At 60.9% G+C, this 14,472-nt stretch carries 10 protein-coding genes, 4 tRNA genes and 1 pseudogene; 4 read left to right on the forward strand and 11 right to left on the reverse strand.

Translation table 11 applies throughout. The features are described from left to right. Positions 1–76 precede the first annotated feature (76 nt). Positions 77–2,323: a DNA internalization-related competence protein ComEC/Rec2 gene (locus tag J3P89_RS20660; protein ID WP_434695514.1), complete on the reverse strand. Its 2,247-nt coding sequence runs from the start codon at positions 2,321–2,323 to the stop codon at positions 77–79. Positions 2,324–2,467: 144 nt separating this feature from the next. Between J3P89_RS20660 and J3P89_RS20665 the strand changes: the two genes are divergently transcribed. Next, positions 2,468–2,998, forward strand: coding sequence for a DUF2062 domain-containing protein (locus J3P89_RS20665; protein WP_434569369.1), 531 nt, complete (start codon positions 2,468–2,470; stop codon positions 2,996–2,998). A 164-nt stretch (positions 2,999–3,162) separates the two neighbouring features. Here the strand turns inward: J3P89_RS20665 and J3P89_RS20670 are convergent, their stop codons facing one another. The 3 genes from J3P89_RS20670 to J3P89_RS20680 all read right to left on the reverse strand — a co-directional run bounded on the left by J3P89_RS20670 (position 3,163) and on the right by J3P89_RS20680 (position 5,635). Beyond that, positions 3,163–3,942 carry an ABC transporter permease gene (locus tag J3P89_RS20670; protein ID WP_434698036.1) on the reverse strand — a complete coding sequence of 260 codons (780 nt, stop codon included), beginning with the start codon at positions 3,940–3,942 and terminating at the stop codon, positions 3,163–3,165. Between the two features lie 2 nt (positions 3,943–3,944). Next, positions 3,945–4,877 carry an ABC transporter ATP-binding protein gene (locus J3P89_RS20675; RefSeq protein WP_305496072.1) on the reverse strand — a complete coding sequence of 311 codons (933 nt, stop codon included), beginning with the start codon at positions 4,875–4,877 and terminating at the stop codon, positions 3,945–3,947. A 134-nt stretch (positions 4,878–5,011) separates the two neighbouring features. Further along, on the reverse strand, positions 5,012–5,635 hold the full coding sequence (locus J3P89_RS20680) for a glutathione S-transferase family protein (RefSeq protein ID WP_434695515.1): 624 nt from the start codon (positions 5,633–5,635) through the stop codon (positions 5,012–5,014). A gap of 277 nt (positions 5,636–5,912) precedes the next feature. Between J3P89_RS20680 and J3P89_RS20685 the strand changes: the two genes are divergently transcribed. Both J3P89_RS20685 and J3P89_RS20690 read left to right on the forward strand, forming a co-directional pair. Beyond that, positions 5,913–8,360, forward strand: coding sequence for an acyl-CoA dehydrogenase (locus J3P89_RS20685; RefSeq protein ID WP_434695516.1), 2,448 nt, complete (start codon positions 5,913–5,915; stop codon positions 8,358–8,360). Positions 8,361–8,448: 88 nt separating this feature from the next. After that, on the forward strand, positions 8,449–8,856 hold the full coding sequence (locus J3P89_RS20690; RefSeq protein WP_305496075.1) for a PA2817 family protein: 408 nt from the start codon (positions 8,449–8,451) through the stop codon (positions 8,854–8,856). Between the two features lie 174 nt (positions 8,857–9,030). Here the strand turns inward: J3P89_RS20690 and J3P89_RS20695 are convergent. The 4 genes from J3P89_RS20695 to J3P89_RS20710 form a co-directional block, all read right to left on the reverse strand. Next, positions 9,031–9,106 (reverse strand) — tRNA-Gly (locus J3P89_RS20695). A 3-nt stretch (positions 9,107–9,109) separates the two neighbouring features. Continuing rightward, positions 9,110–9,185 (reverse strand) — tRNA-Glu (locus J3P89_RS20700). 104 nt (positions 9,186–9,289) lie between these two features. Then, positions 9,290–9,365, reverse strand: a tRNA-Gly gene (locus tag J3P89_RS20705). Positions 9,366–9,367: 2 nt separating this feature from the next. Continuing rightward, positions 9,368–9,443 (reverse strand) — tRNA-Glu (locus tag J3P89_RS20710). Positions 9,444–9,814: 371 nt separating this feature from the next. Between J3P89_RS20710 and J3P89_RS20715 the strand changes: the two genes are divergently transcribed. Continuing rightward, a complete protein-coding gene (locus J3P89_RS20715) occupies positions 9,815–10,573 on the forward strand; it encodes a hypothetical protein (RefSeq protein ID WP_305496076.1) in 759 nt (252 codons plus the stop codon). Between the two features lie 231 nt (positions 10,574–10,804). Here J3P89_RS20715 and J3P89_RS20720 read toward each other — a convergent pair whose 3' ends face one another. The 3 genes and pseudogenes from J3P89_RS20720 to J3P89_RS20730 form a co-directional block, all read right to left on the reverse strand. Next, complete coding sequence (locus J3P89_RS20720) at positions 10,805–11,686, reverse strand: methyl-accepting chemotaxis protein (protein ID WP_434698037.1); 882 nt, start codon at positions 11,684–11,686, stop codon at positions 10,805–10,807. After that, a pseudogene (locus tag J3P89_RS20725) lies at positions 11,666–12,772 on the reverse strand (HAMP domain-containing protein); the annotation flags it as partial. The pseudogene J3P89_RS20725 and the gene J3P89_RS20720, both read right to left, overlap by 21 nt. Positions 12,773–12,882: 110 nt before the next feature. Then, a complete protein-coding gene (locus tag J3P89_RS20730) occupies positions 12,883–14,280 on the reverse strand; it encodes a PLP-dependent aminotransferase family protein (RefSeq protein WP_434695517.1) in 1,398 nt (465 codons plus the stop codon). Positions 14,281–14,472: the final 192 nt, after the last annotated feature.

Genomic DNA, 14,472 nt, shown 5'->3' on the forward strand with positions numbered 1-14,472 from the left:
AAGTGCGCCACTTTATCATACAGACTCGCTGTGCAGGCCCGCCCTGCCGACAACCCGGCAAGAACGCTGCGCCAGATCAATGCTCCGACGCTGGCCCGGCGGGCGGCGGATCACGCCAGTAACGGCGAATGCCCGCCTGGCCAAGCGCAGGTATAAAGGCGCCGAGTTGCAGACGAATGGCACCTTGTTCGGCACTGTCGTAGATCGCCATGCCCAAGCGTCGATAACGCTCCATCACCCACGGATGGGGATGGCCGAACGCATTGTTGCGCCCCCGGGAAATCAATACCGAATGGGGCTCGAGGCGAGCCAGCAGCGCCATCGACGATGAGCTGCGGCTGCCATGGTGCGGCGCTGCCAGCCACTGGGTCGGCATCGCCAAGGGACTGTCAAGCAAGGCCCGTTCGGCATGGGTATCGATATCGCCGGTCAGCAGCAACCGCTCGCCACCGGCCTCGACCAGCAAGACACAGGATTTCTGGTTGCTCTCGACAGCCGATGCCCAGCGCCACAGTTCGAACCTCACCCCGTCCCATTCCCAGCTTTCGCCGCTATCGCACGCACCTGCCTGCAGATCGACGGGCAGCGCCTCGGGATCGCCGCTGACCACCCGACGGGTCGGCAATCCGTTGCGTACGGCTTGTGCACCGCCGGCGTGATCGGCATCGGCGTGACTGAGCAGCAGCATGTCCAAGGTACGCACACCGAGCCTGTGCAAGGTCGGCACCACCACGCGCTCGCCCGCATCGGCGTCGCCAAAACGCGGCCCCGCGTCATAAAGCAAGACGTGCCGCTGGGTACGCACGAGGATCGCCAGCCCCTGGCCGACGTCCAGTTGCCAGATTTCGGCTTGCCCGTGGGGTACTTCTTCCCGTGGAGGAAAAACCATCAGCATCAGCATCGGCCAGCCGAGGATCCGCAGCGGTACGCCCTTGGGCAGCAACAGCAGCGCAGTGCCGAGCGCCGCCACGCACCAGGCCCACAGCGGCACCGCGGGAGGCACCCAGGCTGGCATCTGCCCGGCTGCCAGCGCGAGCGCCTTGAACAGCAGATCGAGCAAGCCGCCGGCAATCCAGAGAAGGCTCTCGCCTATGAACGGTATCGGTAGCAACGCGGTGCCAAGCAAGGCCGAAGGCAACACCAGCAGACTGACCCAGGGCACCGCCAGCAGATTGACCAACGGACCGCTGAGGCTGACCGGCAGCCCGAGGATCAAGAGGAGCGGGCACAGCCCGAGAGCAATCAGCCACTGGGCGCGGGTCCAGGTCTGCCACCAGCGCCAGGGGCCCAGGCGACCGCCGAAGGTAAACATCAGAACGGCCACCGCGGCGAACGACAACCAGAACCCCGGCCGCAGGCTCGCCAGCGGATTGAGCAGCAGCACTGCCAGGAGCGCCAACAGCCAGGCTTTCCAAGGATCGGCCTGGCGAAAGCGCAAGCGCCACAGCAGCACCAGTCCGATCATCACACAGGCCCGCCGCACCGGCACTTCGAAACCGGCGAGCAGGCCGTAACCCAGCGCCGCGGTGAACGCCAGCACGCACGCCCAGGGCAGCCATGGCAACCACGCCGGCCAGACACCATGACGCGCCGCGCCGGCGACCAGCAGGTATACGAGGCCGGCGAACAGGCCGATGTGCTGCCCGGAAATGACCAGCAGATGGATCGTGCCGGTGTCTTGCAGCACCTGCCAATCTTCGCGACTCAACCCGGAGCCATCGCCAAGGACCAATGCCATCAGCGCCCCGGAACGCCCTTGGGCATCGACTTTCGCCAATGCCTGGCGCACCCCGTCGCGCCAGGCGCCCTGGGCCGGTTGCAGGCGTCGCCCTTGCTTGACGCTGCCGGTCGCGCCAATGCCGCGGCTCAACAGCCACGCCTCATAGTCGAAGCCATGGGGATTGAGCAGCCCCGCGGGTCGCTTGAGCTTCACCGCCAGGCGCCATTTCTCACCGCTGCTGACCGGCGGCCCACCATACCAGGCCAGGCGCATCGACGTTGGCAAGCGCGTGCGCCTTGACTGGATGTCGGCCAATTCGAAACGCACCGTTCCATCGCCGTGTTGCGGCAAACCGACGACCCGCCCTTCGACCCAGCGCGTCTCGCCGTCCAGTGCGGAGGGCAACCGTCCGTCCAGTGCATGGTGTGCGGCGAGGCTCGCCCAGACCAGCCCGAAGAGGAAGCAACCCGCCGGGTACAGGCGAAACGGCAGTACCATCAACGCCAGCGTCGCCATGGCTGCGATCAGCCATGGCGACGGCAGTACCGGTAGAAAAACCGGAGCCAGCAGCCCCAGTGCAAGCGCGACCATTGCCGTGCGCATAAGCCCATCCTTGAGAGTCCCTCTCCAGGCTTAGCCGGTGCGGGGCACCGTGGGCGTTAACAATTGTCACAAAGTCTGAATCTCCCGGTTGTAGAATCCGGACATACTTGCGGCCTTACAGCTTTGACCCGACCGAGAAGCCTTATGCCCCGGCGATTATTCAAACGTTACATGCCTGACCCCGCGAGCATTCGGGAACATAAATCCTTACGCTTTCTCGGCACCCTGCTGCACGATCCCAACCTCTGGCACCTCAATCGTCATTCGGTGGCGCGGGCGATGGCCGTTGGCCTGTTCGCCGCTTTTCTGCCGATACCGCTGCAAATGCTCCTGGCCGCCGCGCTGGCCGTCACGGTTCGCGGCAACATCCCGATCGCGGTAAGCCTGGTCTGGCTGACCAACCCCATCACCATGCCCGCGGTATTCTTCTGCACCTATCAGACCGGCGCCTGGCTGATGGACGTTCCAGCCCGGACGCTGCCGGACGAATTGACCTGGGAGTGGATCACCAACCAGCTGTCAACGTTGTGGCAGCCGTTTTTGCTGGGGTCGGTGGTCACTGGGTTGGTGCTTGGAGTCTTGGCTTATTTCGTCACCATGGCGTATTGGCGATGGTGGGTTGCCAGGCAGTGGCGGCGGCGCAAGCGCAGCCGGATGAGAGAAAAGCTGGACTGACCGCGTTTCACCCCCAGACACGACATTCGGGGGTAATCCGAAGTCCTTGTGGGAGCGAGCCTGCTCGCGAAGAGACCATCACATCCGACATCTGCATCGGATGATGTTTAGCCTTCGCGAGCAGGCTCGCTCCCACAGGTACGACACTTCAGACACGGACAGTGTCAGGTACGCATCCCTCGCCCACTCACCAGCAACCGTGCACAGCTCACATAAAGCATCACGGTCGCCACTAGCATGAAGGTAATTGCAATACTGATGCGAATGTCCGAAACGCCAAGGATCCCGTAGCGGAAAGCATTGACCATATGCAGCACCGGGTTGGCCAGCGATACGGTCTGCCAGAACGGTGGCAGCAGGGAAATCGAGTAGAACACCCCGCCCAGATACGTCAGCGGCGTGAGCACGAACGTCGGGATGATGGAGATGTCATCGAAGTTTCGCGCGAACACCGCGTTGATGAAGCCCAGCAGCGAAAAGATCGTCGCCGTCAGGACCACCACCAGGATCGTCACCCCCAGGTGATGCACCTGCAGATTAGTGAAGAACAGCGACAGCAGCGTCACGATCAGGCCGACCGCCAGCCCGCGCAGCACGCCACCCAGGGTGAAGCCGATCAGGATCGTATGGGGTGAAACCGGTGAAACCATCAGCTCTTCGATGGAGCGCTGGAACTTGCTGCCGAAGAAACTCGATACCACGTTGCCGTAGGAGTTGGTGATCACCGACATCATGATCAGCCCCGGCACAATGTAGTCCATGTACGTGAAACCGCCCATGTCGCCGATCTGCCGGCCGATCAGGTTACCGAAAATCACGAAGTACAGGACCATGGTGATCGCCGGGGGCAGCAGGGTCTGCGGCCAGATCCGCATGAAGCGTCGGACTTCACGATAAACAATGGTATTGAGGGCGATGAGGTTGGGGCGCAGTTCCGAACTCATACTCATACCGCCACCTTCGCCAGGTTTTTTTCCACCAGGGACACGAACAACTCCTCAAGGCGATTGGTCTTGTTGCGCAGGCTCAGCACTTCGATGTTTTGCACGGCCAGCTGGGTGAACAGCCCGGTGATACCAGCGGACTTGTCGACCTGGACTTCCAGGGTATGGCCGTCGAGCAGGCGAGCCGGATAACCCACCAGCTGCGGCGCGGCGCTCAGGTCATGCTTGAGATCCAGCAGGAAGGTTTCTACATGCAGCTGACTCAGCAACTGCCGCATGCTGGTGTTCTCGACGATGGTGCCGTGGTCGATGATGCCGATGTTGCGGCACAGCTGCTCGGCCTCTTCCAGGTAGTGCGTGGTGAGGATGATGGTGATGCCTTTCTGGTTCAGCTCGGTGAGGAAGGTCCACATCGAACGACGCAGCTCGATGTCCACGCCGGCGGTGGGTTCGTCGAGGATCAGCAGGCGCGGTTCATGCACCAGCGCGCGGGCAATCATCAGGCGTCGCTTCATGCCGCCGGACAACGAACGGGACGGCACATCGCGCTTGTCCCACAAGCCAAGCTGGGTCAGATACTGCTCGGCGCGCTCGTTGGCGATCTTCGGCGGGATGCCGTAGTAGCCGGCCTGGGTCACGACGATGTCGAAGGTCTTTTCGAACTGGTTGAAGTTGAATTCCTGGGGCACCACGCCGATGCAGCGCTTGAGCGCGGCGGGCTCGCGGTCCAGGTCATGGCCGAAGACGTTCACCGTCCCGCCGGATTTGTTCACCAGCGTGGAAAGAATGCCGATGGTGGTGGATTTGCCGGCACCGTTGGGGCCCAGCAAGGCAAAAAAATCACCTTCGGCGACATCCAGATCGATACCACTCAGGGCCTGGAAACCGTTGCCGTAGGTTTTGGTTAGCTGCCGTATGGACAGAGCGGAACTCATATCGGATTACGCACCAAGAAGGGGAGGAAGAAGAATAGATAAGGGCCGGCGGCGAGCAATACAACCACGGCGCATGAAGGCAATGGTGCGTGGCGTCGCCGCACAAGTACAGTGAAGTGTGTCGATAGTAAGTATTAAGTCAACGCGGTCATGACGGCCTTGCGATAAGCCGGACGCTGCTGGAGCCGCGCGTACCAGGCCTCCAGCCGAGGCAATGCGGCGCGCTCGATGGGCATCTCGAACCAGGCATAAATGAAACTGCCCAAGGGAATGTCGCCCATGCCGATTTCGTCACCGCAGAGGTAAGGCTGTTCGCCCAGGGCTTGCTCCACCATTGCCAGCAACTGGTCGCACTCCTTGATTGCCGCATTGATGGCCGGCCAGTCCTGTTGCTCGGCCGGGGTGCGCAGCACGCCCCAGAACACCGTGCGAAACGGAGCGGCAAAGCTGGACGTGGTCCAGTCCATCCATTTTTCAGCGCTGGCGCGGGCCTGTATGTCATCGGGATACCAGGCCGAGCCTGAGGCATGGCGAGCCGCCAGGTAACGCACGATGGTATTGGATTCCCAGAGCACGAAGCCGTCGTCTTCTATCATCGGAACCCGGCCGTTGGGATTTTTCGCGCGGTACTCGGGCGTATCCACCACGCCAAACGCGCCGCCCGCGTCGATGGCCTCGTAGGCCAGCCCCAGCTCTTCGGCACACCACAGCGCCTTGCGCACGTTCGACGAATTCTTCCGACCCCAGATCTTCAGCATCACGGCTTCCTCAATGGATAAATGCCGCAGCAGCATACGCCGGATCAACCGCGACTCAAATCACCCTGCACGTCGCCGAGCAATAACGGCGTTTCAGCCAAACAATGGCGTTTTCTCACCTGACCAACGAACGATTTCCTACCGGTGTTGCCAACCAGACTGGCGTTATGCATCCAAGGTTTCCCACGAAATCAATCACATCGCGCCGACCGCCGGTTTTACAGAGGACGTCTAAGCTCTGAGGGTCGGTCTTGCCCTGGTTCACGGAGGATTATTTATGCTGTTGTTGTGGATACTGGTTCTGGTCGTCGGGATAGCCTGGCTGGCACACCGCCGCACCGCCCCACTGCCAGCGCTGGGCATCGTTGCGGTCTACCTGTTGGCGATGGGGATCTTCAGCCATGCGTCCGGGTGGCTGCTGCTTGTCCTATGGCTGGTACTCGCCGCCGTTGCAGCCCCGCTGTTGCTACCTGACCTGCGCCGTAGATATTTCAGCGCGCCGATGTTCGACTGGTTCCAGAAAACCTTGCCACCGATGTCCGAGACCGAGCGCGATGCCATTGATGCCGGCACGGTGTGGTGGGACGGGGAATTATTCAGCGGTCGGCCGGACTGGGACATGCTGCTGGCCTACCCAAAAGTGAAACTGACTGACGAAGAGCAGGCATTTCTCGACGGTCCGACCGAAGAACTCTGCGCGATGGTCAGCGACTGGCAGATCGGCCAGGCCATGGACCTGCCGCCCGAAGCCTGGGCCCATATCAAGGAACATGGTTTCTTCGCCCTGATCATTCCGAAGGAATACGGCGGCAAGGGATTTTCCGCCTATGCCCACTCCCAGGTGGCGATGAAACTTGCCACCCGCAGTGGCGACCTGGCGTCCACCGTGATGGTCCCCAACTCCCTCGGCCCGGCGGAACTGCTGCTGCACTACGGCACCGATGAACAACGCAACCATTATCTGCCGCGACTGGCCCGGGGTGACGATATTCCCTGCTTCGCCCTGACCGGGCCGCTGGCTGGCTCCGATGCGGGGGCGATGCCCGACACCGGGATCATTTGCAAAGGCGAATGGCAAGGCCAGGAAACCATCGGCCTGCGCTTGAACTGGGAAAAACGCTACATCACCCTCGGCCCCGTCGCCACCCTCCTCGGCCTGGCCTTCAAAGCCTATGATCCCGACCATCTGCTAGGTGACGAAGAAGACCTGGGGATCAGCCTGGCGCTGATCCCCACGGATACGCCCGGGGTCAATATCGGTCGCCGTCACCTGCCTCTTGGCGCCGCCTTCATGAACGGACCGAACTGGGGCAAGGACGTGTTCATCCCGCTGGACTTCCTCATCGGCGGCCAGGCCATGCTCGGCAAGGGCTGGATGATGCTGATGAATTGTCTGTCGGTCGGGCGCTCGATTTCCCTGCCAGCGGTAGGGACCGGCGCGGCGAAGTTCACCAGCCTGGTCACCGGCCAGTACGCCCAGGTAAGGGAACAATTCAACGTGCCGTTGTCCGCCTTCGAGGGCATCCAGGAAGCCATGGCACGTATCGGCGGCAATGCCTGGTTGATGGACGCCGCACGCATGCTGACCGCCAACGCGGTGGACCTCGGCGAAAAGCCTTCGGTACTGTCTGCCATCCTCAAGTACCACCTGACCGAGCGCGGCCGCGAGTGCATCAGCCACGCCATGGACGTGCACGGCGGCAAGGGCATCATCATGGGGCCGAACAATTACCTGGGCCGCAGCTGGCAAGGTGCGCCGATTTTCATCACGGTCGAAGGCGCGAATATCCTCTCGCGCAACCTGATGATCTTCGGCCAGGGGGCGATTCGCTGCCATCCGTTCGTATTGAAGGAAATGGCCCTGGCAACTCGAGAAGACAAAGACCAGGCATTGGTCGAATTCGACGAGTTGCTGCTCAAGCACATCGGTTTTGCCATCGGCAACGCCGCCAGCACCCTGGTCCTGAACCTCGGCCTGGGGCACTTCGACAACGTGCCGGGCAATGCCCTGAGCCAAGGGTATTTCCGTGCCCTCAACCGGCAGGCGGCGGCGTTCGCCTTGCTGGCGGACCTGAGCATGATGCTGCTGGGTGGCGAACTCAAACGTCGCGAACGCCTGTCGGCCCGCCTGGGGGATGTATTGAGCAACCTTTACCTGGCCTCGGCGGCGCTCAAGCGCTATCACGACCTTGACTCGCCAGACCATATGGCGCCGCTGTTTCGCTGGGCCATGGAGGAAAGCCTGGGACAATCGGAGCGGGCACTGGACGAACTGCTGGTCAACTTCCCGAACCGGCTGCTGGGCGGCCTCTTGCGAGTGGTGGTGTTTCCTTTCGGCCGCCGTCACAAGGGACCGAGCGACAGGCTGGACGCCGAGGTGGCCGCCGTTATCGGCCGCGCCAAGGGCGATCCGACTCTGGAAGAGCTGCTCCAAGGCTGTTATCGCCCGCAGTCGGAAGAGGACCCGGTGGGTGCGCTGCAACATGCCGCCGACCTGCTGGCCGCCGCCCAGCCGCTTCACAAAAAGCTCCATGGAGCGTTCAAGCAGGGTCAACTCAACCCGGCGCCCGGCGAACCTATCATCGATGCGGCCCTGGAGGCGGGTGTCCTGCAAGCCGGTGAGGCGCAGACCCTGCGCGCAGCCGAAGCGGCACGCCGCAAGGTCATTGATGTGGATGATTTCGACAAGGAGGAACTGACCCTCGCCGAGGCCAAGGTGCGGTGATGCTGGCAGCGATCTGATCGATAGCATGTAAAAGCGGGCGCAGGAGCTTTATACTCCTGCGCCCGTTTTGCTCTTGAGGACTTATCTCGTGTCCAACGTCGTTGCCGATCACCTCGTCTTGCTTGACCACTTGCGCAGCATCCTGGTCGCCGTGGGTGAGGCCGAACAGGTTCCCGAAGAAAGCCATGCGCTGTTCCTGGAGCGCTTTGACGAATTGCGCGCGCAACTGCCAGTCGACCCGATCGAAAGCCAGTACCTGGGCCAGGACCTGCTGTGCCAGGTGATCGTGCGTTATCCACAGATCGCCCACCTGGTGCCCCGAGACCTGCTGTGGTATTTCGGCGGCGATTGCCTGCACTACATGCCCGACGAAGAGATCGCCCTGTACCAGGCCCTCGAGGAACGTCGTTTCGAAGCCGAGCAAAACGACGAGCCGTTCGACTGGAACCAGGAAAAACAATTGCTGGCCATGTCGGATCAGGACAGCAAGCACTGATTGCAAACAGCACGACCAAGACCCGCATGGCTTAAAAACTCTGCGGGTCTTTTTTTGATCTTTTATCGAGCCAGGTCTGGCAGTGCGCGCGTGGTACTTAGCCTTGAGGGCTGAAAAAGACTTTTTTCACGCGCATAAAAAAACGCCGCTCAATGAGCGGCGTTTTTTTGAATTTGGAGCGGGAAACGAGACTCGAACTCGCGACCCCGACCTTGGCAAGGTCGTGCTCTACCAACTGAGCTATTCCCGCAAATGGCGTCCCCTAGGGGACTCGAACCCCTGTTACCGCCGTGAAAGGGCGGTGTCCTAGGCCACTAGACGAAGGGGACACGCTAACTGGAACACATGGTGTGTATCCCAGTGCCCAAATCCGCATCCGAAGATGTCGGCTCTGGTTTCACTCAGCCCTGCCCGAAAGCAACGCTGTTTAAATTGGAGCGGGAAACGAGACTCGAACTCGCGACCCCGACCTTGGCAAGGTCGTGCTCTACCAACTGAGCTATTCCCGCATTGGCGTCCCCTAGGGGACTCGAACCCCTGTTACCGCCGTGAAAGGGCGGTGTCCTAGGCCACTAGACGAAGGGGACACACGTACAACATTCACTGCTTATCGCGTTTGGCTGAGTGCTTTACGCTGTAAGTGGCGCGCATTCTATGGATGGATTGGAGGGTCGTCAACCCCCGAATATAAATTTATTTAAATCAATGACTTCGCCCGGTTTGAGGAGGATTCTCGGATTTTCCCCGTCCGCTCTCTGGCGCCTATATTCTGTCGCCCGCCAAGGGGTTATAGTCGCGCCCGACAAATAGTGGCAATGTGCATCTACTCCGCTACGCGCCGCGTGAACAGTACGTCGCCCGTCTAATCGCGTCGCTCGGGCCTATGCGCTTAAAAGCCAAGCCACTACACTCATGACATGCGAACGCTAATAAAGAGGTCTTACCGGTGACACCACTCATGATCACCCTGCTCGTCGTAGCCGGGATCGCACTGTTGATCGCCATTGGCTACATGAACCATGTGGTGGAAAACAACAAGCTGGAAAAGGCCCGCACCAAAGTCGAACTCAACGACCGCTTGCGGCGTTGCGGCGAGCTCACGGAAACTTTCCCCGGCCAGTTGATGACCCCGGCGCTGAAGTTGCTGATGACGCGCCTGGAGATGAATGTCTGCCAGCGCTTGCTCAATCTTGAAAAGTCCAACGCTGCGGTCAAGGCTCGCCTGGATGAACTGTCCGCATTGGCTGCTCAGGGTGAGTCGATTCCGGTAAGCAACCCGCCGGCACCGATACAAACCGAGGCCAAGGCCAAGGATGTGCGGTTTCTGCTCGAAGCGTTGCACGGCCAGATCACCCGCGCCGCGCAGGATGGCTTCCTGCCGCCCAACGAGGCCAAGCGCTGGATCCGTGAAGTGCGGCACCTGCTGGTGCTGCTGCACATCGAGTTCTTCAACAATCTCGGTCAGCAAGCCTTGCAACAGGAGCAACCGGGGCAGGCCCGCCTGGCATTCGAGCGAGGCGTGCAATACCTGCGCAAACAGCAGGAGCCGCAGGTCTATGCCGAACAGTTGGCTTATCTGGAGAAGCTTCTGGCCCGCGCCAATGCCCAGGTCCTGGCCAGCACCCAGCCGGTCGAGGGCGAGGTTAACCAGTTGACTGAAGGGTTGAAGGAAGACGAAGCGAACGACGAGTGGAAGAAAAAGAAAGTCTACGATTGAGTTCGGACTGATAGCCCGCCCGTTTCTTGTGCAAACACATTTCTCTGTGGGTGGGTGGGAGCGAGCCTGCTCGCGAAGAGGCCAGCACATCCAGCATCTCAGCGCCTGACACGCCGCCTTCGCGAGCAGGCTCGCTCCCACAGGGTCTGGTGTCGCACATGATGCAGCGCATACCGAAGATTCAATGTAGGAGCGAGCCTGCTCGCGAAGGCGCTAAGTGCAGCCCCACACTCACAGCCTGAAATGCCCCACCATCCCCTTCAACTCGCTCCCCAGCTGTGCCAGCTCGATGCTTGAAGCGGCATTGCCCTGCATGGCCATGGACGATTGATCGGCGCTGGCACGGATACTGGTAACACTGCGGTTGATCTCTTCAGCCACCGAACTCTGTTGCTCGGCTGCCGCCGCGATCTGTTGGTTCATCTGCTGGATCAACGACACCGCCGCCGCGATGCTGCCCAATGCGCTTTCAGTCTGCAGCGCATCGCTGACGGCCATTTTGACCAATTCGCCGCTGCTCTGGATCTGTTGTACGGAGGTCTGGGCGGCCGAGCGCAGGGCGCTGACCAATCGCTCGATTTCCTCAGTGGACTGTTGCGTACGCTTGGCCAGGGCTCGTACCTCATCGGCCACCACGGCAAAACCCCTGCCCTGCTCGCCCGCCCTGGCCGCCTCGATAGCGGCGTTGAGCGCCAGCAGGTTGGTTTGTTCGGCGACGCTCTTGATCACGCTCAGCACCGTGCCGATGTTCTGTATCTCGGCGCTGAGGCTTTCGATGCTGGTGCTGGCCGACGTCGCCGAATCAGCCAGTTGTTCGATACGCACCATGCTCTGGCGCACCACCCGCTGGCCGCTTTCAACCTTGTCGTCGGCGGTCTGGGCTGCTCGCGCGGCCTCTTCGGCGTTGCGCGCCACGTCATGCACGGTGGCGGTCATCTGGTTCATGGCCGTGGCCACCTGCTCGGTTTCCTCCTTCTGGCTGCTGACTTCAAGGTTGGTCTGCTCGGTCACGGACGACAGCGACTGTGCCGAGCTGGCCAATTGCTCGATGCCGGCCTGCAAACCGCTGACGATGCTGCTCAGGCCGGCCGCCATCTGCTGCATGGCCAGCATCAACTGGCCGATCTCATCCCTACGGGTCACATCGACCTTGGCACTCAAGTCACCTGAAGCAATCTGTTGGGCGACGCGAATGACACTGCGCAGCGGCGTAACGATCAGCCGGGTGATGAGCCAGGCAGCGATCAATCCCACCAGCAGGGCCAGGGCCGACGAACCGACGATCATCAGCGAATTTTTCTTCAGCTCCGCCTGCATTGCACTGTCTTCGGCGTTGTAGGCTTGGTCGACCCGCGCCACAACCTGGTCGGCACGCTCATGCAATTGCTGGTAGACGGTTTTCTCCTTGGCCAGCAAACCGGTGTATTCGGCCAACTGCTGATTGAATCCGCCGATGTGCCCGGCCACTTCGTTGAGTACGGTCTGGTAACCCGGATCCTTGACCGCGCCCTTGAGTACTTCGGCCAGTTTCATGGCCTGCTCGGCCTGTTCGATGTTGCCTTGCCCGGCGTTCTCCTCGCTGCCTTTACGGCTCTGGTCCAGGCGAACCCGCGCTTCGTTCATGGCCTGCAGCATCAGCCGCGAGACCTCGCTGACCTGGTTGGCCTGCTCGATGAATTCCGCACCGTCCTTGCCTTCGGACTCTTTCAAGGTATAGGCGCCGTCATCGGCCAGACCCGCCTGCAACACATCCAGGTTGTTGGCGACACTGGAAACAGACCAACTGGCCATTTCCAGGGCCAGGTCCTTGCTCTGGCTCAGATCCACAAACTCATCGAATGCCTTGCGATACGTCGCCAGAGCCTGCTCCACTTCATTCATCACTGGTACATTGGCAGCCGATTGCGCCTTGAGCTCATTCGCCAGGGCAACCAATGCATCGACACCCTGGCGCAAGGCATCGGCCGTCTTGGGGTCGGAGCGCGAGGCGTATTCCTGCTCAAGCAACCGGACCTTGAGCAACCCGCTGTTGAGGGACGACATCTGTTTCAAACCATCGAAACGCTGACTGATGGTTTGCAGCGACCAGACACCGATGGCCGCCACCAACGCAGTGAGCAGCAACACCAGGAAAAACCCGATGCCCAGTTTTTTCGCCATACCGAGGTTGGCGAAACGTCCTTGCACGGCCGTAATCATTGCGCCCAGTCCTCTGCCAGTGTGTGTTGCTTGCAGATTCGCAACGAGACACCTCGCAACACAAGATGCCTGCGTCGGAATAATGGCAAAAAGCTACAGCCGCGTCGTTTTCAGGACACTTGAGGTCGATCCAGAGCCGTGGCATGGAAAAACGCCAACGCCTTGGGGTCTCGGGCATGGGCCACGTTGATCCGCAACCAGTCAGTGTCGGTGCCTGAAGGACTGAACGCCGTACGCGAGGACAGCTGGATGCCGGAGTACCTGGCCAGACGCTGCAACCTGCCGTAGTCGCAAATGGGCGGGCGCGCCCAAATGAACAGCCCCCCTGCCGGTTTGCCAAAAACTTCCCAGTCGGCCTCGTCGAGCAACTGCAACGTCATGGCCATATCGGCATTCAGCCGCTGCCGCTGGCGCTGGACCAGTTTTCGGTAGGCACCGTTGGCCAACAGATTGGTCAGTACCGCTTCAGAGAATCGCGACCCGCCCATGCTGGTTATTCCCTTGACCTCGCTCAATCGCGCGATAACGCAGGGCCCGGCCACCACGAAGCCGACTCGTAACGAACTGCTGAGGGTTTTCGAGAAACTGCCGAGGTAGATCACATCGGCATCCAGAGCGGCCAGGCGAACTCGCGTCGAACCCTGGAAATCGGCATAGACATCGTCCTCGATAACCAGCATGGCGTGCTCTTTCGCCAACTCAAGCAAACGCTGGGCTACAGCCAGGGAAAGATTGCTGCCGGTAGGGTTGTGGCAGGCACTGTTGATGAACAGGGCGTTGGGGCGATGCATCGCCAACAGACATTCGAGCGCAGCGATGTCCGGGCCGTGCGGTGTTCTCGGCAGTTCTATCATGTCGATCCTGTGCAGCCTGAGCAGGTCGAACAGCTTCGAATAACCCGGGCTTTCCACCACGACGCAGCTCCCTGGTTGCAGCAGTGTGCGCACGATCAGGTCCAGCCCGTGGCTTACCCCCGTCGTGGTCAGGATCAGGTTTTCATCGGCATCGATATCGAACTGTTTCAGGCGCCTGGACAATTGCTCTCGCAAGGCCGGCAGCCCCATCGGCGTGCTGTAGTTGAACAACCCCGCCATATCGGTGCGGGTAACCTGGCGGATCGCATAACCAAGGTCGTCGCTTTCACGCCAGCTCTCGGGCAACCCGCCGCCCCCCAGTTCCAGAGCCCCTGGCGAACCGTCCCCCAACCCCGCCTGCTGGTAAGAAATGCCCGGCGGCCAAAACTGATCGACCGGCTCATGCCATGCCAAAGGGCCTGAGGCGACCAGAAAACCTGAGCCATGACGAGAGGCCAGCAGCCCCTGGGCCACCAGCCGCTGGCAGGCTTCGTGGACACTCGCCTGGCTTAGCAGGTTTTCCCGCGCGAGCCGCCGGATCGATGGCAGGCGGGCCCCTGGCGGCACCACACCCTGGCGGATCCGGCTGGCCAGCGCGTCGACAATTTGCTGCACGACAGGCACCAGGGCCTGCCGGTCGATTCTCAACTCCATGAGTAACCAAGCTCCTAAGCGAATGTTTTACGTTCGAAAGAGTTAAGCACAGGGCCGAGTCGGACGATGTAAGCCAAAGACGTGAAAACGCCTGTTTCTCATCCTTTGAAATACATTGGTCGGTCAATCGAGCGCACCTGCCTCCGAAAAAAACGAAGCCCGCATCCAGTGCGGGCTTCGTCCTGCATGCAG

The sequence above is a fragment of the Pseudomonas sp. Z1-14 genome (assembly GCF_051132005.1).
In the GTDB taxonomy this organism is placed as follows: domain Bacteria; phylum Pseudomonadota; class Gammaproteobacteria; order Pseudomonadales; family Pseudomonadaceae; genus Aquipseudomonas.